Origin of the sequence: Bacillus haimaensis, assembly GCF_048270625.1 — a bacterium.
Lineage (GTDB): Bacteria > Bacillota > Bacilli > Bacillales > Bacillaceae_I > Sutcliffiella_A > Sutcliffiella_A haimaensis.
Genome location: NZ_CP158164.1, coordinates 3567772 through 3588607, shown reverse-complemented (window position 1 = coordinate 3588607; position 20836 = coordinate 3567772). Strand labels below are relative to the sequence as shown.

The 20836-nt window shown below is 46.1% G+C and carries 21 protein-coding genes, 1 pseudogene and 1 other annotated feature; of the genes and pseudogenes, 16 read left to right on the top strand and 6 right to left on the bottom strand.

Annotated elements, in window-relative coordinates:
* Positions 1-41 precede the first annotated feature (41 nt).
* A complete protein-coding gene (locus ABN702_RS18255) occupies positions 42-494 on the bottom strand; it encodes a DinB family protein (RefSeq protein WP_417898172.1) in 453 nt (150 codons plus the stop codon).
* Between the two features lie 374 nt (positions 495-868).
* Between ABN702_RS18255 and ABN702_RS18250 the strand changes: the two genes are divergently transcribed.
* The 3 genes from ABN702_RS18250 to proS all read left to right on the top strand — a co-directional run bounded on the left by ABN702_RS18250 (position 869) and on the right by proS (position 3836).
* Positions 869-1345, top strand: coding sequence for a hypothetical protein (locus tag ABN702_RS18250; protein ID WP_417898171.1), 477 nt, complete (start codon positions 869-871; stop codon positions 1343-1345).
* Between the two features lie 4 nt (positions 1346-1349).
* Positions 1350-2111: a kanamycin nucleotidyltransferase C-terminal domain-containing protein gene (locus ABN702_RS18245; RefSeq protein ID WP_417898170.1), complete on the top strand. Its 762-nt coding sequence runs from the start codon at positions 1350-1352 to the stop codon at positions 2109-2111.
* A 44-nt stretch (positions 2112-2155) separates the two neighbouring features.
* Positions 2156-2363, top strand: a binding site (T-box leader).
* 42 nt (positions 2364-2405) lie between these two features.
* On the top strand, positions 2406-3836 hold the full coding sequence (proS, locus tag ABN702_RS18240) for a proline--tRNA ligase (RefSeq protein ID WP_417898169.1): 1431 nt from the start codon (positions 2406-2408) through the stop codon (positions 3834-3836).
* 335 nt (positions 3837-4171) lie between these two features.
* On the opposite strand, the gene ABN702_RS18235 is transcribed toward proS, so the two are convergent.
* Positions 4172-5083: a ketopantoate reductase family protein gene (locus ABN702_RS18235; protein ID WP_417898168.1), complete on the bottom strand. Its 912-nt coding sequence runs from the start codon at positions 5081-5083 to the stop codon at positions 4172-4174.
* Positions 5084-5271: 188 nt separating this feature from the next.
* Here ABN702_RS18235 and ABN702_RS18230 point away from each other — a divergent pair, with 188 nt between their 5' ends.
* Positions 5272-6282, top strand: a complete 1011-nt coding sequence (locus tag ABN702_RS18230) for a serine hydrolase domain-containing protein (RefSeq protein WP_417898167.1) — start codon at positions 5272-5274, stop codon at positions 6280-6282.
* Positions 6283-6329: 47 nt separating this feature from the next.
* Here the strand turns inward: ABN702_RS18230 and ABN702_RS18225 are convergent, their stop codons facing one another.
* Positions 6330-7193: an SDH family Clp fold serine proteinase gene (locus ABN702_RS18225; protein WP_417898166.1), complete on the bottom strand. Its 864-nt coding sequence runs from the start codon at positions 7191-7193 to the stop codon at positions 6330-6332.
* Positions 7194-7512: 319 nt separating this feature from the next.
* Here ABN702_RS18225 and ABN702_RS18220 point away from each other — a divergent pair, with 319 nt between their 5' ends.
* On the top strand, positions 7513-8274 hold the full coding sequence (locus ABN702_RS18220) for a class I SAM-dependent methyltransferase (protein ID WP_417898165.1): 762 nt from the start codon (positions 7513-7515) through the stop codon (positions 8272-8274).
* 50 nt (positions 8275-8324) lie between these two features.
* Here the strand turns inward: ABN702_RS18220 and ABN702_RS18215 are convergent, their stop codons facing one another.
* Positions 8325-8531, bottom strand: a complete 207-nt coding sequence (locus ABN702_RS18215) for a zinc ribbon domain-containing protein (RefSeq protein ID WP_417898164.1) — start codon at positions 8529-8531, stop codon at positions 8325-8327.
* 128 nt (positions 8532-8659) lie between these two features.
* Positions 8660-9484 carry a MerR family transcriptional regulator gene (locus ABN702_RS18210; RefSeq protein ID WP_417898163.1) on the bottom strand — a complete coding sequence of 275 codons (825 nt, stop codon included), beginning with the start codon at positions 9482-9484 and terminating at the stop codon, positions 8660-8662.
* 151 nt (positions 9485-9635) lie between these two features.
* Here ABN702_RS18210 and corA point away from each other — a divergent pair.
* The 6 genes and pseudogenes from corA (at position 9636) to ABN702_RS18180 (ending at position 15660) form a co-directional block, all read left to right on the top strand.
* Positions 9636-10594 (top strand): annotated as a pseudogene (gene corA / locus ABN702_RS18205) (magnesium/cobalt transporter CorA).
* 167 nt (positions 10595-10761) lie between these two features.
* Positions 10762-11460, top strand: coding sequence for a response regulator transcription factor (locus ABN702_RS18200; protein WP_417898162.1), 699 nt, complete (start codon positions 10762-10764; stop codon positions 11458-11460).
* Entirely contained in the window at positions 11453-12466 is a 1014-nt protein-coding gene (locus ABN702_RS18195; RefSeq protein ID WP_417898161.1) for a sensor histidine kinase, read from the top strand. The genes ABN702_RS18200 and ABN702_RS18195 overlap by 8 nt, the downstream gene beginning before the upstream one ends.
* A 79-nt stretch (positions 12467-12545) precedes the next feature.
* Complete coding sequence (locus ABN702_RS18190) at positions 12546-13316, top strand: ABC transporter ATP-binding protein (protein ID WP_417898160.1); 771 nt, start codon at positions 12546-12548, stop codon at positions 13314-13316.
* Positions 13306-15273, top strand: coding sequence for an ABC transporter permease (locus ABN702_RS18185; protein ID WP_417898159.1), 1968 nt, complete (start codon positions 13306-13308; stop codon positions 15271-15273). Before ABN702_RS18190 ends, ABN702_RS18185 begins: the two co-directional genes overlap by 11 nt.
* Positions 15274-15432: 159 nt before the next feature.
* Positions 15433-15660, top strand: coding sequence for a hypothetical protein (locus ABN702_RS18180; protein WP_417898158.1), 228 nt, complete (start codon positions 15433-15435; stop codon positions 15658-15660).
* Between the two features lie 139 nt (positions 15661-15799).
* Here ABN702_RS18180 and ABN702_RS18175 read toward each other — a convergent pair whose 3' ends face one another.
* Entirely contained in the window at positions 15800-17104 is a 1305-nt protein-coding gene (locus ABN702_RS18175) for a uracil/xanthine transporter (RefSeq protein ID WP_417898157.1), read from the bottom strand.
* A 253-nt stretch (positions 17105-17357) separates the two neighbouring features.
* Here ABN702_RS18175 and ABN702_RS18170 point away from each other — a divergent pair, with 253 nt between their 5' ends.
* The 5 genes from ABN702_RS18170 (at position 17358) to ABN702_RS18150 (ending at position 20834) form a co-directional block, all read left to right on the top strand.
* Positions 17358-18230 (top strand): LysR family transcriptional regulator, encoded by an 873-nt coding sequence (locus ABN702_RS18170; RefSeq protein ID WP_417898156.1) that lies wholly within the window; start codon positions 17358-17360, stop codon positions 18228-18230.
* 163 nt (positions 18231-18393) lie between these two features.
* Positions 18394-18585, top strand: coding sequence for a hypothetical protein (locus tag ABN702_RS18165; protein ID WP_386645063.1), 192 nt, complete (start codon positions 18394-18396; stop codon positions 18583-18585).
* A gap of 6 nt (positions 18586-18591) precedes the next feature.
* Positions 18592-19071, top strand: coding sequence for a YdbC family protein (locus ABN702_RS18160; protein ID WP_417898155.1), 480 nt, complete (start codon positions 18592-18594; stop codon positions 19069-19071).
* Positions 19072-19073: 2 nt separating this feature from the next.
* Entirely contained in the window at positions 19074-19616 is a 543-nt protein-coding gene (locus tag ABN702_RS18155) for a GNAT family N-acetyltransferase (RefSeq protein WP_417898154.1), read from the top strand.
* Entirely contained in the window at positions 19617-20834 is a 1218-nt protein-coding gene (locus ABN702_RS18150; RefSeq protein WP_417898153.1) for an MFS transporter, read from the top strand.
* Positions 20835-20836 lie beyond the last annotated feature (2 nt).

The following is a 20836-nucleotide window of genomic DNA, read 5'->3' as shown; positions in this document are numbered from 1 at the left end:
CCCCCTTTTATAACACTAGACGGCAACAGGCAGAAAAAGTTTCAAAGGATGGCTTTGATCTGGTCAGCGTGATGGTCATCATGCTTGGCCAGGTCTGTAAAATAATCCGATAGCTTAAGAGTAGTGGCACCAATTGTAATCTCCTGCTCCCAATAGAGCTCCTCGATTTGCTCTATCTCCTCCAATAGCTGCCTTCTGGTAGAAAGAAATCGGCGGAGGGTCACCTGACTATCTTCCATTCTCGCATCCTTTGCCCCGAGTTCGTTTACGACCTTCGGATTTGGTGCTGTTGGTAATGTTTCGCCAGTCAGAAAATAAGGTATTCTTTTATGTAGGACAAATTCATCCCATGGAATCAGATGGCCGATCACTTCTGCGACGGTCCATTTTTCATGTGAAATTGGAGCTCTCCATTGGGACTCAGAGAGGTCGCCGAGTGTTTGTACCCAGTTCATGAATTTTTGATGGTGCTGGATGATTTGTGCTTTGGTCATGTGCAGTCCCTACTTTCGTTTTCAGATTAGAGGAATGCCTTGCCTCCCTACTATTCTAGTTATACGGAACTATAAATGTAAAGTTTCAAAAAATCTGAAAATAGGGAAGCTATCCCTCTCCATTTTCAGGAAATTATGTTAAGATTTTAACCGAGCGCATCTTTTTAAGGCTCTTTTCGTAAAGTTTGTTGCTTTTGTCCGTAGAAAATCGGCTTTTGGATTTTTTACAGCATTTTTCCCTTTATCATTCTAAGAAAATTAATCTATGACAAGGGAAAAGAGCACGATAGCAAGTAATATTACGTGTTTACATTGGATACGTCAATAACAACAATGTATGCGAAAACAGCATTATTGAAAAAGGAGGCAATCTGATGAGTGCCGGAAAATGTAAGGGCTTAATTTTTTCTGTCCTGCTAGCCTTCCTACTGGGTGCTTGCAGTGCAGATCCGCAAACGAGCGAGCCTATGGAGGTAAGCCTTAACGAAATGACCTTCTCAATGGAAGGGGATGAGGAGCTAGGCCATCAGCTTATGACATATGATATCACCTTGACCCATAGTAAAGGGCTTGCGATAAATGTAGACAGCATCGAACCGTTGATTGCCGGTTGGATTGAAGAAAGAATGCTAGACCACGAGATAGTTGAGTTGGAGAAATTGGAAGGCAACAACCTAAGAATAAAAGGCACGGTTATGTTTGATTCTAATGAACTATCAAAAGAAGAAATGCAGGAATTGGCTAGTCAGGATGAATCCGTTCAAGGGATCCTGTTTCAAACGGTAGCGGGAGCAAGCTATCAGGCCGTGAAAATAGGGACGAAGACAGAATTGATTGAGATTGGGGATTAGGAGCATGCTGGCATACCCTTCACCAACAACGAGGGAAGAGAAGATGAACATGATCCGGACTATTACAGATCGATTGATGGAAAGATTCGGGGAGGATATCATAGCGGTCGGTGTCTACGGCTCCACTGCCTATAAAAAAGAGGGCCTTTATTCCGATATCGAGATGCACGTGGTGACAAAGGACGGCGTATCGATTCCGGGTCATGAATTCATTTACGGCAAGTTCAAGCTGGAGCTCAGCTGCCGTGAAAAGAGCAAGCTGTTTGAACGGGCAAGAAGGATGGATGATGGTTGGTCCATCTGGGCAGGATCATTCGTCAATGTTCTAGCTATCCATGATCCAGAGGGGATTTTTGCTGAGTTGAAGGAAGTACCGTTTCAGGCATCGGAGGAATCGGTGCGGGACATGATGCGGACATTCATGATTTGGGAACCGTATGAAACGATGGGCAAAATCAGGAACAATTTTGAAAACGGGAATTCTAGCTATATTCCGCTTGGTGCAAAGGACCTGGCCTGGCAGACCGCAAAATTGATCGGGCTGGCCAACCGTACATACTACACGACAAGGGCTCGGACCTATGAGGAGTCACTGGATTTGAAGTCAAAGCCAGGCGGATATCGGGAGCTTGTGGAGTTTCTTGAAGTCGGGGATCTTCGTGAAAAAGAAACCCTCTATAAGCTATGTGAAAATTTATGGACTGGCCTGAATGCCTGGTTTGATGAAATGGGCATCGACTATCGAACGCACGAGCTCCCTTTTTAAGAATATTGACAATACATACCAAACTGGATATAATCTTTTCAAATATGAAAACGTGGAAGAGGATTAGTAGGATGGTCGCGTCTATTTAGAGAGGGTGCTGATTGGTGAAAGGCGCCTATAGATGTTCATTCGAACCTGCCTCGGAGTTCTGTGTCGGATTGATTGAAGATGCAGCGGTTCAAAACCGTTACCATGGAAGAGTGTAAAGCGATGCTTTGAATGAGGGTGGTACCGCCAGAAATGGTCCCTTATACGAGCGTGGCTTTTTTTATTTTGATAAAAGAGGTGTTTGCGATGAGCAAGAAGTTTGTAGAGAGAATTACCGGTATGGATGAGGATTTCGCGCAGTGGTATACCGATGTCGTGACGAAGGCGGAGCTTGTGGATTATTCGAGTGTGCGCGGCTCGATGATCATCCGTCCCTATGGCTATGCGCTATGGGAAAATATCAGGAATGAACTGGACCGCCGCATCAAGGAAACAGGCCATGAGAATGTATACATGCCGCTCTTCATTCCGGAGAGCCTGCTGCAAAAAGAGAAGGACCATATTGAAGGCTTTGCACCGGAAGTGGCTTGGGTGACACATGGCGGCGATGAGAAGCTTGCAGAGCGTCTGGTCGTGCGCCCGACCTCTGAGGTGCTTTTCGGGGAGCACTACAAAAATATCATCCATTCCTACCGCGACCTGCCGAAGCTGTACAATCAGTGGGCGAACGTGGTGCGTTGGGAGAAAACGACTCGACCATTTCTTCGTACACTAGAGTTCCTGTGGCAGGAGGGGCATACTTGCCATGAGACAGATGAGCTTGCACAGGAAGAAACGGTGAAAATGCTCGAAGTGTATGCCGAGATCTGCGAAAAGTTCCTCGCGATCCCGGTCGTGAAGGGCCAGAAAACGGAGAAGGAAAAGTTTGCTGGAGCGAAGCATACGTACACAATTGAAAGTTTGATGCATGACGGAAAGGCGCTGCAGTCCGCGACGTCCCATCATCTTGGTGATGGTTTTGCGAGGGCTTTCGGCATCCAATTCCTTGACCGAGAAGGCAAGCAGCAGTATGTACAGCAGACTTCATGGGGCTTTACCACGCGCATCATCGGTGCCATGATCATGGTCCACGGCGATGACCGGGGCTTGGTCGTTCCACCGAGAATAGCTCCAACACAGCTGATGATTGTTCCGATTGCCCAGCATAAAGAGGGAGTGCTTGATTTTGCCTTCGACTTGAAGGAGCGTCTGGCTGCACAGTTTCGCGTCGGCATTGATGCTAGCGACAAGAAGCCTGGCTGGAAATTCAATGAGTACGAAATGAAAGGAATTCCACTTCGCTTAGAAGCTGGACCTCGTGATATCGAGCAGAACCAGGTCGTGCTCGTGCGCCGTGATACGGGTGAGAAGCTGACGGTATCGGTGGACGGATTGGAATCGACCATTGCTTCGGTGCTAGAGGATATCCAAGCGAGCCTGCTGGAAAAAGCAAGACAGCATCGCGAGGACAAAACGAGCGTGGCGGTAACCTTTGACGAGTTCAAGACACAGCTCGAGGAAAAGGCCGGCTTCATCAAAGCAATGTGGTGCGGCGAGCAGAGTTGCGAGGAAAAGATCAAGGAAGAAACAAGTGCAACATCGCGCTGCATGCCGTTTGAGCAGGAGAGCTTGGCAGATGAGTGTGTGTGCTGCGGTGCGAAAGCGAAGCATATGGTGTATTGGGCGAAGGCTTACTAGGTTTAACTTAATGCATGGGAAAGAGGGAAGCGAACTCCAGCACAATTTTGTGAGGGGGTTCGCTTTTTGATTGGAATACGTTTTTGGGAAATTATAGGTCTGGTTAAAAACTTTTCCATTTTTTGTATTTTGGATCGATTATTGCACGGTTTGGACCGATAATGACAGGTTTCGGATCAATTATCCTCTCCAACGGATCGATTTGGTCCATTTTCCGCTCGATCACCCACACTTTTGGATCGATTAACCAATATCAGCCTCTAACTAAGACCGGCAATTACCTATTTTCATAAAAGAAGGGTGCCCCTGTCCCACAGGAAGCACCATTCAAACCGTTATTGTCCTTCATAAATACGCAAATTGGCGTAGATTTTCTCCAAAGTCGGTACGGAAATCTCTTTGTCTGCCGCTAGCCCAAGCAGATACCCGAAAAAGTGGTCCGCTTCAACCGGTAATCCTTTTTCCATGTCACGCTGCATGGAGGATTTCATGCCGGCTTCGATGCTGTGGAGTTTGTCCCAGTTCAGTTCCACGATATTTTCCGCAATCGGTGCATCCACACTGCGCATCACGGCTGCCACTTCATGCAAGGTATCTTTTATGATAGCAGCTCCCAGGTAATCTTCCCTGATAGGGCCTATCGGTGAGCGGAACAAGGTCGTCGCACCTGCCAAAGTAGCGATAAACAGATACTTATGCCACATATCCCGGTTGATATTATCAGATAGGACAAAATTGCTCTTCGTACCGCCAAACACCTCTGCAAGCTTCAACACCCGTTCGGTCCGCTCGCCGTTGCGTTCCCCGAAAACGAGATCATGGATGCCGCTCGTCTGCACGATGCTGCCCTCTGAATCCAGCGTCGATTCCACAAAGCACAAGCCGCCGAGGACATTCTTTTCATCAAAGGCAGTAACCAGCTTTTCCACATGCGATATCCCGTTCAACAACGGAACGATCATCGTTCCAGGCCCGACATACGGTTTGAAATCTTCCACTGCCGCCTCCATGTGATAAGCCTTCATGGATAATAAAATGACGTCATAGGCTTCCACCTGTTGACCGCTTGTAAGGAGAGAAGGCTGCAACACTGCATCCCCATGTACACTTTTGACAACCAGGCCGGTCGCCTCCAACTGCCTTTTCCGCTTCTCCCTTACCAAAAAAGTCACGTCTTCGCCTTTTTCCAACAGCCTGCCGCCAAAGTAGCCGCCGACCGCGCCTGCACCAACAACAAGTATTTTCATAGAGAGTTCCCCCTTTGACATTCTATATTTTCTATTGTATCAGGTAATGGGAGGAACTGTTGCAGATAAGGTTCGGAATATTTGGTATGTTGGTAGAGAAGAATGAAATCGCTTATGAATAATATGGTAATATTGTTAGTGAGTCCCTAACCACTTGCCATTGAACAAACAATAGGATGTGTGTGTGAATGAAGATAAATAGTGTAATAGAGGAAAAAGCCAGAGAGATTGATTTTTCTGGTGTTGTATGGATCCAGGAAAAAAATGAAGTTTTGTATAGATCTGCCCTTGGATATGCCAACCGGTCTGATAGATTGCCAAATAAGGTGGAGACCAGATTCGGGATTGCTTCGGGCTGCAAGCTTTTTACAGCCATCGCGATAGGTCGGCTTGTTCAGGAGGGGAAGCTGGCATTCGAGACGAAAATCAGTGAAGTGCTGACGTCCAATGACTTTCCTCATTTTGATAAGGGGATTACGGTACATCACCTGTTAACTCATACATCGGGAATACCGGATTATTTTGACGAAGAAGTAATGGAGGATTATGAGGATCTGTGGAAAAACAGGCCCATGTATCAGATAAAGCAATTGGAAGATTTTTTGCCAATGTTCCAGCAGGGTAAAATGATGTTCCTGCCTGGTGAAAGATTCCATTACAATAATGCCGGATTTGTATTATTGGGAATGTTGGTTGAACACGTCACCGGTGAAAGCTTTACACATTATGTGGAGAAGAATATATTTCTCCCTTGCGAAATGAAGGGCTCAGGATATTTCTCCTTCGACCAGTTACCTGACGATACTGCGACAGGCTATATAGATAACGAAGATGGAACCTGGAGAAGTAATATCTATTCCATACCTATAAAAGGTGGGGCGGATGGCGGGGCTTATATATCAGCACCTGATATGGCGAAGCTTTGGACAGCCTTGATGGAGCGGAAATTATTGAATGTAGAAATCACAAGCCAACTCCTCACTCCCCATGTAGAGGTTGGGAAAGATGAATATTACGGATACGGTATATGGATCGACAAACGAAACGATGCCATTTATAAGTACCATGTGATGGGATATGACCCCGGTGTAAGCTTTGCCTCGGGTTACTATCCCGATTCATGCAGCATATTGGTTATTCCTTCGAATAAAGCAGGCGGGCCGCATAAGGTGATGGCTGTCATTGAAGAATATTTGTGAAAATAAAAAGAAGGCATGTCTCCTAAACAGACATGCTTTCCTTTCCATCAGGATAATAATTTCGCCTTCGTAAACCTTTCATCTTCATCCATCCAACCTTCAAATTCCTTGGTGTTGATGCAGACTGATTTGCCGTACTTACTAGATTGAATCAGCGCCTTCACATGCCCCCGTTTGTTTTCATGGTTATTCAGGTCCAGTTCCTTGGAGATGTCCTCAAAAATGGATAGGATCAGCTTTTCTTCCGTTTTCGTGGGATGGATGACGTTTAGCCCTACGCGACTGACCTCATCCCTATAGAATCGGAAGTTATGATGTGTATTGGATTCCAGAAAATGATGGATGATTTCTTCGGCAGGCCGGTTGTGGCGGTTGCCAAGCAAAAGCGGGGCATACGTCCTGATCTGCGAGACGGTTCTTTCTGCGTGTCCCAACAGTAAAGGGTGGACCTGGTTTTCTATAAGTGCTTGCAGGGGCTGCGCTGGATCCCCAGAAGTCGACAGGTTCAAGCTTTCGCGTGCGCTGGACATAAAATAACTAACATCGCGCCAGCTTATATTCATTCCATCATTAATGCGGTCGTTTCGGACAGATGGATCAAATGGGCTTAAGGAGGCCTGTTTTGTCATGACTAGCCTGCTTGCCCCAAGTGACAAGAGTGTTCCTGCACTATGGGCCACGGTCGGGATGATAATCTCAAACTCTTTGAAATATTGCTTGATCAGATTCACTATATTAAATGCCGTGGTTGTATCCCCGCCCCCGGTACGTAAAAAGAGTGATAGCCCTTTCGATTCTTCCATAGCCTCGAGATGCCTCGCAAGCGGATCCAGGACATCTTCATAAATACCGCTTACCATAACGAGGATGCTTGTGCCTCGCATGCTTTCCAAGGTTTTTAAATCTCTCATAAGATTTTCCCTCCAATTCGAGTGCTTGTCCCATAGTAAGAGTTAATACCTGTATATGTGAATAAAATGGACCTTAGAACTGATATATTCACAGAGTCTTAGTATCAATATGGTCGTATACAAGAGAATATAAAACAGGAGGTTGGAAATATTATTTGACTGGGAGAGTTAAGCAGTCGGAACATTTGGTATATTAGAAGGAGATAAAGATGAAAGGACTATCCACTATGAATCTATTGAAGCATGACATATAAAAACGCAGTCGCGGACCTCCGGCGGGCAAGCCTGCGCAAAGCATACTAAAATTGGAGGTAATCACATGTTAAATGACAAATCATTCATCCATTATTTAAAAGAGGCCGAACAGGATTTCTCCGGGTGGGATTTTTCCTATGTGACGGATACAGGGCGTATGGCCAACAGCCTGCTCTCATGGTCTTACGGCAGTATGGCGAAAAGGCTGATCACTGATGCGACATCCTTGCTTGATATGGGGACAGGTGGGGGCGAGCTTCTTGCCAAGCTTCAGCCGTTTCCACAGTCTGTGTTTGCAACGGAAGGATACAAGCCCAACTTTCCCATCGCCCAAAAGCGGCTCGGACCATTGGGGGTGACCGTGGTCGAGATAGAGGAGGACAATCTCCTGCCTTTTGCAAAAGGTCAGTTCGACCTCATCATCAACAAGCATGAAGCCTATTCTGCACCTGAGGTAAGAAGGGTCACCTCGGACAGAGGGATTTTTCTGATGCAGCAGGTTGGAGGGGCGGATTGTGCCGAAATCAATGAAGCGCTCGGGATTCCGTTGAACGACGAGTACCTCCACTGGCAGCTGGACTTCGCTAAAAGAGAGCTTGAGGAGAATGGCTTTCGTGTAACTTTATTCAAAGAGGAATCGCCTATCCAGCGATTTTATGACGTAGGGGCGTTGATTTATTATTTGATGGCCATTCCCTGGCAGATTCCGGACTTTGAGGTTGTTGATTATATGGAACAACTTTATAGCATCCACCGCAGCATCCAGTCAAAGGGCTATTTTGATGTCACGCAGCAGCGGTTCATCATAAAAGCTGAAGCAATCTAAAAAGCGGGCGTCTCCATTGTTTGGGACGCCCGCTTAAACGATATAGAACCTCACCCTCCAAAAAAGAAATCCAACAAGTTCGAAGCGGTGGAGGTGTCCTTGTTATAGAATTCCGAGTAGCCACAGTTCTTGCAGAAAACGACGATGAAGCGGTTATGCTGGACATCGAACATTTTGGACAGCCCTGTTCCGGTTGTGGCGATCTCTTTTGTTCCTGCGCTGGTGGATCCGCATTTGATACAGCCTTTTTCTTTCAAGTTACATTCCCCCTCAATGTTTTATTACTATGTATTACGCACATAGTGGAGGGAGGTTTCATGAAAAAGAAAATGATTAACCGGCAGTCAAAAAACGCGAGGAAATAAATCCTCGCGTCTTGAAAAAGCTATCCAATCGGCACCTGCAGCTCCGTCACATACTCACTCGTATCCTCGGTCACCCAGTCCCCTTTATGATAGATCTCCCGTAAAGGACCACTTACGCTATACCGGTTCTCGGAAATCCACTCAAACAAGGCGCGCGAAGTTCCTCCGATAGTGGAAAAAGGTCCTTTATGCACCACACATGCCATTTTTTCAACGGCAGGTAGTTCGTGCACCTTCACGGTCGCGCTTTCTGGTATCACCTTCGTAATCGGCTCAGCAACCTCTAGATCAATCACTGAATCCGTATGGACATATAAACCTGCATGGTAAAGGGTCATACACGGAATCGTCCGTTTGGCAGGCGAACGGTCGATGTATTCATTCACTTCATTCCAAAGCCTCTCACAAAAAGTATCAAAACTCTCTTCTTTAAATTCTTCTCTAATTGAAGCTACTAATATCGGCTCCACTTTCTTGATTGAGATGTCATTCATCATCGGTACCCCTCCGTTTTTTATGAGAAAAATATTGGTACGGAGACGTTCGAGTCTGTTGGTTTCCTGCTCGAGCAGTTTTTCCAGGGATTCGGCTTTTGATTCGAGCAAGGGGATGAGTTCTTTGTTAATTGGCACGTCCCCAAGGACCTTCACAATTTCCCCAAGTGCAAATCCCGCATCCTTCAGCGCGACGATTTTATTGATCAACACCAGCTGGTCCGCGTCATAGTAGCGGTAATTGGTATGCGGATCGACAAAGCTTGGCTCAATCAGGCCTATGCTCTCATAATGGTATAACGTATGAATGGACAGGCCACTCAGTTTTGCAAATTCCCCGATTTTAAACATGCTTACACTCCTCCAAACAGACTTTACAGATGTGCACCTCTGCCGTCTACCTTAAGTATAGGCCTTTGGGTAACCCAAGAGTCAACGCTGGATTTAAAACTTTCGGAAAAGGGGTATAAGTAAACTATAGAAAGAGCGAGAGGAAGATACTGTGATACGAATTGTGGGAATGACAAAAGATCATCATTTAGATAAAGATATAAGGATTGACAACTTGAATGTGAATGCCTATAAATGGGTCTGGGTGGACTTTGACCAGCCTACAGAAGCGGAAATCGGACACCTGGAGACAACTTTCCACTTCCATCCACTGGCGATTGAGGATTGCATACATAGACTGCAGCGGCCGAAGCTGGATTATTATGAGGACCATACGTTTTATGTGACACATTGCATCGAGGAAAAAGATGATGAAATCACCAAAGAGGAACTGAATTTCTTTTGGGGGAAAAATATGTCGTCACCTTCCATCATGCTCCTTCCAAGGAAGTGAATGAGGTATGGGACAATCTGATGGCCCTACCAAAGAACGTGAAAAAATGGGACGAATACTACGTGTTCTATGAAGTGCTGGACAATGTGGTGGATAATTATTTTCCTTTCCTTTATAGGATGGAAGATGAGCTGGACAAGATCGAGGACAATACTCAGAACAAGTCCATGAACCAATTAATGGAGGAGCTGTTCGATACAAGATATGCCTTGTTGAACCTCAGGCATACGATCAACCCGATGCGAGATCTTCTGTACCGGATGCTGAATTCCCATCGCTTGAGTGGCGTAATGAAAAGAAAGGAATATTTCTCGGATATTTATGACCACCTCCTGAAGCTCTCCGAGATGGTGACGAATAACAGGGAGTTGACGGCAGATATCAGGGACAATTATCTTTCTTTGAACTCTCATCAATCAAACAATGTCATGAAGGTCCTCACCATCATCACGTCCATCTTTGCCCCGTTAACCTTTATTGCGGGTATCTATGGAATGAACTTCGAGAACATGCCGGAGCTGAGGTGGCATTACGGTTACTTTGCTGCACTTGGTGTCATGGGGGTACTCGGTGTGAGCTTGTACATCTGGTTCAAGATGAAGGGATGGTTCAAGTGACTTTTGCAGAAGGGAAATGCCGGATTCTGTAGAAATAAATATATAGTGATGAAGGCTGCCTGGTAACGGCGGTCTTTTTTTTTGCAGCAGTAATTTTATCAAACCTACTTCCGTTTCTGCTAAAATATACCTATAACACACGTTTTTCCACTAAAAGGAGTCTTACCATGCACAGATTGATGCTTATTGAAGATGATGGGCAGCTGAGTGAACTGATCTGCGCCCATTTGGGACGGTATGGATATGAAGTGCACGCCCCAATGGATTTTCGGAACATTGTCGGGGAATTTACCACGATACAGCCAGACCTAGTTTTATTGGATATTAATCTACCATACTATGATGGATATTTTTTATGCAGGAGCATTCGCCAGCAGTCGAATGTACCGATCATCATCATTTCTGCGAGAAGCTCGGAAATGGACCAGATAATGGCGATTGAGCTTGGGGCAGACGATTATATGACGAAGCCATTTACGTTTGAGATATTGCATTCGAAAGTGAAAGCGGCGATAAGGCGGGCATATGGGGAATATGCGGGACAGGACAGCAGTAAAGTGTCGGTGGGGTCACTGAGCGTCGATAATCATACGCTTAGCGTAACCTTAAACGACAAAAAGCTGGAGCTAAGCAAAAACGAGTTCAAGCTGTTGAAAAAGCTGATGGAACAGCATCATACATACATTTCGCGGGAGGCCTTGATTGAAGAGGTGTGGGACACGGTGACGTTTGTCGATGATAATACGTTGACGGTCAACATGACGCGGATCAAGCAGAAGCTCGCAAGCCTCGGGCTGCCGAACGTCATCACCAGCAAAAGAGGGGTAGGCTACATGTTGAGCGTACCAGGTGAATCCAATGGGTAAGAGGATACTCAAAAAGTTTTTGAGGGATAGAGCCGTTCTCATCCTCTTTTACCTTTGCAACATGACATCTATCGTTACCTTTTTCCACCTCAGCGAACCCGCCAACACGGAAGTATGGTACCCGCTTTCGATAGGGGGATTCCTGCTGATTGTCTACCTAGTCGTGGATTGGTTCCGCTATTATCAACCAAATCAGGGGCTCGAGCAGATGCTCCAACATCAATATGCGGAGTATCAACCGCACACGGAAGAACAGAAAACTTTTCAAAAATGGATGAGCAAGACGAACCATGAACATTCAAGAGAGTTGAATGACCTAAAAGAGCAGAACAAGGAAAGACTCTACTTTCTATCCCATTGGATGCATCATCTCAAGACGCCAGTGTCCGTGATGGAATTGATGATCCAGAATGAGATGGAAACACAGGATAAACCGGTGGTGCTGGAGAAAATCCAGCTCGAGAACAGAAGGTTGCATGCATCCATTGAACAAGGATTGACGATGATCAGGATGGACAGCTTTGAAAACGACTTGGACGTCCATGGGGTCGACCTGCTTTTGTCCTTGCGTAAAATCATTAACAGTAGAAAAAGTGAGCTAATCTATCATTCTATCTTTCCGGCAATTGATTGTGAGGAGGAGGATTCCTGCATTATCACAGATCCAAAGTGGAATGAAGTGATGCTGGAGCAAATCATCTCGAATGCGATTAAATATTCAAGCTTGAAAAAGGGCAGTAAAAAACTGCGGCTCATCGTTGCCAAGGAAGGTACCGACACGCTGCTTTCCATTATCGATGAAGGGGCGGGAATTCCGTCGTATGACGTGGAGCGGGTCTTTGAGCCATTCTTTACAGGGGAAAATGGGAGGAGGTTCCTGAACTCTTCAGGAATCGGTCTCTACCTTTGCAGGAAAATTGCCGACAAGCTGAACCACACAATCAGCATCGAATCGGAAGCAACAAAAGGAACCACGGTCACCATCCGATACCTTACAAAACTGTAAGGTATTTTTAGTGGGAAAAATGGTTGCGATTGTATGAACCCTGTAAGATGAAAATAGAAAGCAGAGGGGGGACATAGAAATGACAGAACCAATCTTAAAAGCTAGCAAGCTAGTTAAAATATATGGGGAATCCACCGGAGAAGGCTCTACAAAAGCAATTGACGGGGTGGACCTCTCGATAAACAAAGGCGAGTTCATCGCGATCATGGGGCCATCCGGAAGTGGCAAGACGACCCTGCTCCACATGCTGAGCGGCATCGATAAGCCGACTTCAGGCGAGGTAGAGATCAAGGGCCGCAAGATCAGCTCCATGAACGGAGAGGAATTGGCCGTATTCCGCCGGAAGCAGCTTGGATTTGTTTTTCAGGAATTCAATCTGCTGGACAGCTTGACGGTGAGGGAGAATATCCTCGTTCCGATGGTGTTGGAGAAAAGAGTAGCAAAGGATATGGATGAAAAGGTGAATGAGCTCGCTCACCTGTTCGGAATCAATACCATCCTGAGTAAATATCCGTTCAAGATTTCCGGCGGTCAGCAGCAGCGGACTGCGGTCAGCCGTGCGCTCGTGAACGACCCAAGCATTATTTTCGCCGATGAGCCGACCGGCAATCTAGATTCCAAATCTTCCTCGGTCATCATGGAATGCTTCGAGAAGATTGTGGTGGAGCTGCAAACGACGGTGTTGGTGGTCACACATGACGTGTTTGCGGCAAGCTACTGTCGCAAGGTGGTCTTTATAAAAGATGGACGAATCGATTCCTATATCGTAAGAAAAGGCGAGCGAAAAGAGTTTTTGGACCAGATCATGGATAATCTTGCCGTTCTTGGAGGCAGAAGCCATGACATTTAATCAGCTTATCTGGAAGATGGCAAAGCAGAATAAGGGGAAATATATTTTCTACTACCTATGCAATAGCTTTGCTGTCATGTTCTTCTTCATGTATGCCACGGTTTATTTTAACGAGAAGATTGTAGAAGTAAAGGAGCTGGAATCGATCCAGGACGCACTTGCCATTCCGGGGGTGGCACTGATCATCTTCACGGTATTTTTCATCAACTATGCCCACAGAATTTTTACGAGAAGGCGGAGGAAAGAGTTCGGATTGCTGATGACCCTCGGCATGTCCAACCGGGATATCGTGAGACTTCTGTTGGTTGAAAATGGCGTGATCGCGGCAGCCTCCATTGTCAGCGGTCTATTGGCTGGGACAGTCTTTTCAAGGCTATTCTTTCTGGTCTTGATGAATAGTGCCGGGATGGGGCAGGTACCGTTTCACCTTTCATTCGAGATGTTCAGCTATACCATTGGGGCATTTCTGATCGTTTTTCTCCTATCTGTTGGGATCACGCTTTACCTTACGCTGTTCCGAACACTTTCCGACAGCCTGAAGAGCGACCGCGTTGCCGATGCGATCAAGCTGCGAAGCCCACTGCTCGGCGGTTTCGGGGTCGCGCTCGTCATCGGCTCGGCACTGATGCTCTATTTCAATTATTTGAACGAGTCAAATCCAGGTGGCGACGGGTTGACACTCCTGATATGGACCATCACGCTCTTGTTCGGGCTGTATATTGCGCTTTCGCAATCGATGAGCTTCTTTATCGAAATGGCAAAAAAACATAAACCCTTCTATTATCGGAAGCTATTATTCTTGACGAGTCTGGAATATAAATTCAAGCAGCTCACGGCGGTCCTGATGCTGGTGACGGTCATGGGGATGGTGACGATTTTCTACACGACCTTATTGTTGTTCATCTATTCGGCTACAGAAAAGCAGGTGGTGGAAGATCATCCTTATGATATTGCGTTTGTCGAGACGGTAACGAAAAACAACATCTCGGAGAAGGAACTTGTGTCCATTTTTGAAGGGAATCCAATAAAAGAACATCTTACTATCCAGCTTTTCGAATACCATGAAGAGGATCCGTACTGGGATGATTTGATCAACCGCTATACCTTCATGCCTCTGTCTGACTTTCATCGCCTGACAGGGTCGTCCAAGGTAGTCGGGGATGGTGAATACATCTATTTTCACAATCAAATGCCCGAATATCTAGGTGGGGATAGCATTTACGAAAATGGTTTGACCCTTGAAAAAGGCGATATTCATTTAACCTTAAAGGAATCGATTGTGGAAAAACAAGTCAACAACTTGAGCTATCCACTCGCAGACTTTCTGGTAGTAAACGATGCGGATTATGATAAGCTGAGGAACCGTCTGGCTGAGGAGGAGGCCAGCATCCATCTACTGAACGTGGAAGCCTGGAAGGAGTCAGAGGTTGCTGTGGAGGGGTTGGAGCAAAAACTGTTGGAACACAATCAGTCAACGCCACCTTTCAACAATGAGCACTTCTCCTATCTCTCAGAAGAGGAAATGTTAAAGCCCTCATCCAGAATCGCCGACTACAACAACCAACGAAACTCCAGCGGGATCATGTTCTTCGTCTCCACTTTTATCAGCGTGCTGTTCTTCTTCGGCTCGTTCATCCTGCTGTATCTGAACGTCTTTTCGAACATTGAACAGGATAAGGAGAAATATCACAAGCTGTATAAAATCGGAATTACGAAAAAGGAAATCCAGCGCCTCATTGCGGGTGAGCTGAAGGTCCTATTCTTCTTCGCACCGTTACTCGGAACAGCCGTAGCCTTCCATTACATTGTCGTCTTCGCCAAGGATGCAGGAGGAATCATGGAGAATCCAAGCTTTTTCCTTCACTTCCTTACGATTGCGGGGATCTATCTCGTGATTCAGACAGGGTATTATTACTATGCGAAGAGGAAGATGATGAGGCAGTTGGAATTAAATTAAAGGAAAGCCGTCCTGAAATATCGGACGGCTGTTTTGTGTTGATAAGGTTTATTTTGCTCGAAAAAGCAATTTTCTGAGTCATATCTGTTCGAAAATGGAAGCTATGAGCAGAATATAAACATGCTATAATCCAACTATAAATACATGGAGGTGATTTACATGGACAATCAGGAAATGCTACAAGTGTTATTGGAACATATGGACAAAAAATTTGGAGCGGTCGACCAGCGATTTAATGAGATGGACAAAAAATTTGTTGAATCTGACCAGCAATTCAAAAGCATCGATCAGAGATTCAAAAGTATTGACCAGCATTTCGTTGGCATCGATCAGCAATTCAAAAACATCGACGAGCAATTCATAGGCGTCAATCAACAATTCAGTTAAGTTTTTCAAAAGCTTGATCGTATTGAGCAAGGGCAACAAGAGGATGTTATGGGAATGCTAAATCTAATGAATCGCAAATTAGATAGCGCATCCGAACATAGGACTCGGACATAAAAAAAGCCTGAGAAACAATCACCTCTCAAGCTCTCCTCACTTCTTTATCCTCAAACTGTTTCCAGTTCGTGACTTTTTCCAACACGATGGATAATAATACCCCCATGATTAATCCGTTTGTCAAAAACGGCTGCAACAATACGGGCAGCGGACCAAAAACGGCCGGTGACGTATTCATCAGGCAAACTCCCAACAGTACCGGAGCTGCAAGCCGGAAGATCGTATCCGAATTGAACACCGCTCCACGCAAACTTCCATAGGCAGTACCGAACAGCTGCAGATATGCCACAAACAATACCGCATTCCCGACCGTCATCGGCATCGTCACGAGGAACGAGGTCAATGGAGGCAGCAGCCCGATCACTGCAAGCAGCATCCCACCTATAAAGAACGGCCGTTTATCCAAAATTCTTGTACTTTGTAAAAATCCAATGGTAGAAGTGAACGGCGTGTACGGGACAAGTCCAAACAAGGACGCCACCATCGAAAACATTCCTGTAAAAAAGAACGAGTTCCGGAACTGGCCGGGCTTTGCTTTTTCACGATAGAGCTCTGCTGCTGCCTGAACGGAAGCGATCGTGTTGCTCAGATTCAGCATGCCAGCGAAGAACGCAACGGCGATAATGCCATATTCCAGATTAGGTGCACCAAGTGGAAATAACCCGAATGAAAAGGCTGCGGCAGGCGCTTCCTGTCCGCTTTCCGGGAATAAGACCACATAAAGCATCCACCCCACAACAATTCCAATCAGTATCGCAAAGTTCCCGATGGCTTTTGGTGCCTTTATTTTCAGTACACTGACAAAGATAACAAGGAACAGTGATAGCAGACTGACCCCTACGTTCATGGTGCCCTCGTCCGTAATCCCGAGCATCCCCTGGAAAAATACCATCATGAGCTGGAATGTCAGAAGAAATAAGTAGACCGTCATCACCATCGGAGTGAAAATTTTAGGAAGGACGGTGGTCCAACCGAACAGGGCCATCAGCATCGTGACAGCGCCAGCAAGTAGAAGACCGGTTGCGAGTCCGCCTCCTATCTGCGTGAAGCTCATGCCAAGTGAAGAAGCGGTCAGGCCGAGGTTCAGCATCACGCCCCACAACAGACCGGAGTGCCCTTCCAATAGTGGATAGCGGTGGCCTATCCAGCCCTGGAAAATGCACGCGAGCCCTGTGAACAGGAGCGATGCACTCAGCATCATCCGGCTCACTTCCGGTGAAACGTCAAAAGCCGCTCCTATCGATAGAGGAACGACTACTGTGTTGGCAAAAATAAAAAACAGCCATTGTATCGATGAAAAGACTGTAAAGGATGATAGCAGATTTTTCATAGTAGGACTCCTCTTTTATCTGTTTCCTCAAAAACCTCGATTTCCTGAAGCGGGGCAACGCGTTTTTCAGCGCTATTGGATCCCCATATATTAACGAGCATTAGGATAAAAATTAATATCAAAAGAAATAGAATCGTTCGCATATATTCATCCTGCCTTTCCCCTAATATATGGTACCATATGTAAAACTATATGTATGATATTTGTTTTGTTGAGAAATCATAGGTAAAACATATGATTCGGGGGGAGAACAATGGATATCCGGCAGCTGCGCTATTTCACTGTTATCGCGGAAGAAAAAAACATATCACAGGCGGCCAGAAAACTGCATATGTCCCAGCCGCCGCTGAGCCAGCAGCTCAAGCAGATGGAAGAGAATCTTGGTGTTGCACTTGTCTACAGAGAGGGCAAAAAGCTCCATCTCACAGAAGCAGGGGAGAAACTCTACCATCATGCCTTACAGATCACCAAGCTGATGGAAGAAAGCATGGAAGAAGTGAAAGAGGTGGGACAAGGTCTGAAGGGAGCGTTGAAGTTCGGCGTCAACACCCTCTCCGAAACATCTCTGTCACAGCTTCTATTCGAATTCCGGGAGCAATACCCCGCCGTTACCTATGAAATCCATCAAAATGAATCAGGTCAGCTTTTTCAGCTTTTGAGGGAAAGGGTAATAGATCTGGCTGTTATTCGCTTTCCTGTGCATTCCGAGGAGTTTGCTAGCATCATGCTGAAGAACGAGCCATTCTATTTTGTAATAAGCGAAGCATGGACCGGTGAGGTAACACTCTCTACTATTGCTGGGGTGCCGCTTATTTTGCCAAGCACAAAAGGACAGGGACTATATGACTTCTCCGTTCAGGCCTTTGCCAAGCACGGACTGACGCCCAATATTGTCTGTGGCTGCTCTGACCTGACACTTCTATCAAGACTCGTGCAGCAAGGGTTCGGCGCAACATTGGTACCGGAGAACGCGATGCACGTATTTTCGAAAACAGACGTTCATACCTATCTGATGGAGGATGGGGAGCTCGTGTCCCAGTATGGAATTGCCTGGATGAAGAAGTATTATCTGTCCAATGTGGCGGAGCGGTTTTTGGAGATGTATCGGCGGAGTGTTGGTGGGTGATGGGTTGGGAGTAACTATATCTCTTCGGAAAAAACTCGCCTTCCACTATTCCAATTACCCAACTATAATTTAAACACCTATATTTTACATTTTCTAGTGAAAATACCATTCTATTATGTTACATTTTTTAATATTCAATCATTTCTGGCTGAAAGGAGTCACGATGAAGCTTAGTGATAAGAAGAAAAGCGTTCAGTCGTTGTATCGTGAGAAGGTAAAGGCCAAGGAGAAGAAGAGTCAATTAGAAATTATGGTTATATCCATTATAATCATCATTGCGCTGGGATTGGGAATTTTTTATGGAATCGGGCCGTTTGTGAAAAAGGATGATCCTGTCATATACAAGGTGGAGTAGAACGGAGTGATTGGTGTGCTGGTCAAATACATCTGGTGTGAGGTAGAGGAAGAGAAGAGATCTGCATTCTCGAAAGCCCAGGAGGAGTGGGACCATCTGGCTGAGGTGGAAGGTTTCCTTGGACAGTTTGGTGGCTGGGGCGAGAGTGGTGAAGCGGTGATTCTCGGATTTTGGGAGAGTAGACAAGCCTATCAGCATTTTATGGAGTATGTTCATGACACCATTTTTCTTGAAAATAACCAGGGGAAAACGTATCGTTCCATAACGGTCACGTTGTATGAGGGGGAGGTTTTCAAGCAGGAGTGGCTAGAAAATAGTGAATCGGGTGGCAGGCTGTATTTGAGCGGAAAACCAAATGAGGAATCCGCTGTTACATTTTTGAGCGAAATGCGGGAAAGCCTTAGTGTAGCATTTTCGGAAATGGAAGGTGCAAGCGTAATAGATTTGGAGCCAAAATGGAACGTGATGAAAAAAGGAGAGAATTAATCATGGCAACTCTTGAGACGAAACGACTTATTCTGAGACCTGTACATATAGACGACGCTGCACGGATAGAGGAACTGGCAAGCGATTATGAGCTTGCTAAGACAACGTTGAATGTTCCGTCTCCTTATCCGGAAGGCGGAGGAAAGGATTTCGTTGAGGTGTTCAGCAAGAAGGAAAACCTTGTGTTATTTGCAATGGTGGAAAAAGAGAGTGATAGCTTGATAGGACTGATCAATATCAACCTGACTCCGGCCTATGAACGCGGCGAGCTTGGGTATTGGGTTGGCCGACCATATTGGGGCAAGGGCTTTGGAACAGAGGCTGCTCAGGCGGTGACGGAATATGGCTTTAAAGAACTCAAGCTGAACAAGATTTTTGCCGGGGCATACAGCGATAATCCTGGCTCTTGGCGCATCATGGAGAAGCTCGGCATGACGCATGAAGGAACCTGGAGACAGCATGCGAAGCGCTTCGGACGATATATCGACCTTACTTATTATGGTCTTTTGAGGGAAGACTACGAAAAAGCCAGAGCAGGTGAGTAGATGAAAAACTGGAAGTACCCTTTTCTGCTGCTTGCGGGGATCGGTGTCTCTTATCTTGGGAACTGGATCTACCTCATCGCTATCAATCTATCAATACTTGATCTGACCGGTTCGGCGGCTGCGGTTGCCGGACTTTATGTAATCCGGCCGATTGCGATTCTTATTACGAATACATGGGCTGGGAGTGTCATCGACCGGGTGAATAAAAGGAAGCTGATGATCGGGGTGGATGTAGTGCGGGGGCTCCTCGTCTTCCTGATTCCTTTCATCGGATCCTTGTGGGTCATCTATTTTCTACTATTGCTGATTAATATAGCTGGTGCATTTTTTGGCCCAAGCTCTTCCGTGTACATAACGAAACTGATTCCTGCCTCAGACAGAAAACGGTTCAACTCACTGATGAGCATGACGAGCTCCGGTGCCTTTCTGTTGGGACCTGCAATTGCTGGGGTGCTTATCATGCTAGTAGGAACGGAGCTTTGCATTTTCATCAACTCGGCAACATTTTTGGTATGTGCGTTCTTCATCTACCTATTGCCGGATGTCGATGAGGTGGTAAAAGAAAAGCGGGAACGTGTCACCTGGAGCATGCTTGTGGGAGACTGGCGTATTGTAAAACGGTTTGCGCAAGGAGCCACCTACTTCATGGTCGTGTATCTTTTATTCCAGGGGGCGATGCTGACTGGATTTGCGCTCGATTCCCAGGAGGTTACGTTCATCAAGCAGCATCTGTTGCTGACTGATCAGGATTACGGATTGATTGTGAGTCTGACGGGACTTGGGGCATTGGCAGGTGCGGCGGTTGCTGCGATGGTGGCGAACAGGGTGCCGCTTCGGGTTTACATCGGAGGGGGGATGCTTTTTACGAGCGTCGGGTATCTCTTGTTCTATGCATCTTTCAGCTTCTGGACGGCCACTTTGGCTTTTGTATTTCTCGGATTTTTCATGGCTTTCGCAAATGCAGGGTACGCAACGTTTTTTCAACAGTGTGTACCTGTGGAGATCATGGGGAGGTTCGGCAGCTTGGCTGAAATGCTGCAGGCGATCGTACAGATTGTGTTGACCTTGATACTTGGTGTAGCGGCCGATTGGTTTACGATCCAAACTGCGTGCATGGTCTTCAGTTTTGCTGGGGTGGTGCTGGCTATGGTACTGTTTATCACGGTGCTGCTGCCGTCAAAACAGATCCATTTTAACGAAGGGAAATTGGAGGCGTAGTA

Bases quoted from the DNA above. Each gene is read 5' to 3' on its own strand.
- ABN702_RS18255 (WP_417898172.1), bottom strand. From the start codon at position 494: ATGACCAAAGCACAAATCATCCAGCACCATCAAAAATTCATGAACTGG.
- ABN702_RS18250 (WP_417898171.1), top strand. From the start codon at position 869: ATGAGTGCCGGAAAATGTAAGGGCTTAATTTTTTCTGTCCTGCTAGCC.
- ABN702_RS18245 (WP_417898170.1), top strand. From the start codon at position 1,350: ATGCTGGCATACCCTTCACCAACAACGAGGGAAGAGAAGATGAACATG.
- proS (WP_417898169.1), top strand. From the start codon at position 2,406: ATGAGCAAGAAGTTTGTAGAGAGAATTACCGGTATGGATGAGGATTTC.
- ABN702_RS18235 (WP_417898168.1), bottom strand. From the start codon at position 5,083: ATGAAAATACTTGTTGTTGGTGCAGGCGCGGTCGGCGGCTACTTTGGC.
- ABN702_RS18230 (WP_417898167.1), top strand. From the start codon at position 5,272: ATGAAGATAAATAGTGTAATAGAGGAAAAAGCCAGAGAGATTGATTTT.
- ABN702_RS18225 (WP_417898166.1), bottom strand. From the start codon at position 7,193: ATGAGAGATTTAAAAACCTTGGAAAGCATGCGAGGCACAAGCATCCTC.
- ABN702_RS18220 (WP_417898165.1), top strand. From the start codon at position 7,513: ATGTTAAATGACAAATCATTCATCCATTATTTAAAAGAGGCCGAACAG.
- ABN702_RS18210 (WP_417898163.1), bottom strand. From the start codon at position 9,484: ATGTTTAAAATCGGGGAATTTGCAAAACTGAGTGGCCTGTCCATTCAT.
- ABN702_RS18200 (WP_417898162.1), top strand. From the start codon at position 10,762: ATGCACAGATTGATGCTTATTGAAGATGATGGGCAGCTGAGTGAACTG.
- ABN702_RS18195 (WP_417898161.1), top strand. From the start codon at position 11,453: ATGGGTAAGAGGATACTCAAAAAGTTTTTGAGGGATAGAGCCGTTCTC.
- ABN702_RS18190 (WP_417898160.1), top strand. From the start codon at position 12,546: ATGACAGAACCAATCTTAAAAGCTAGCAAGCTAGTTAAAATATATGGG.
- ABN702_RS18185 (WP_417898159.1), top strand. From the start codon at position 13,306: ATGACATTTAATCAGCTTATCTGGAAGATGGCAAAGCAGAATAAGGGG.
- ABN702_RS18180 (WP_417898158.1), top strand. From the start codon at position 15,433: ATGGACAATCAGGAAATGCTACAAGTGTTATTGGAACATATGGACAAA.
- ABN702_RS18175 (WP_417898157.1), bottom strand. From the start codon at position 17,104: ATGAAAAATCTGCTATCATCCTTTACAGTCTTTTCATCGATACAATGG.
- ABN702_RS18170 (WP_417898156.1), top strand. From the start codon at position 17,358: ATGGATATCCGGCAGCTGCGCTATTTCACTGTTATCGCGGAAGAAAAA.
- ABN702_RS18165 (WP_386645063.1), top strand. From the start codon at position 18,394: ATGAAGCTTAGTGATAAGAAGAAAAGCGTTCAGTCGTTGTATCGTGAG.
- ABN702_RS18155 (WP_417898154.1), top strand. From the start codon at position 19,074: ATGGCAACTCTTGAGACGAAACGACTTATTCTGAGACCTGTACATATA.
- ABN702_RS18150 (WP_417898153.1), top strand. From the start codon at position 19,617: ATGAAAAACTGGAAGTACCCTTTTCTGCTGCTTGCGGGGATCGGTGTC.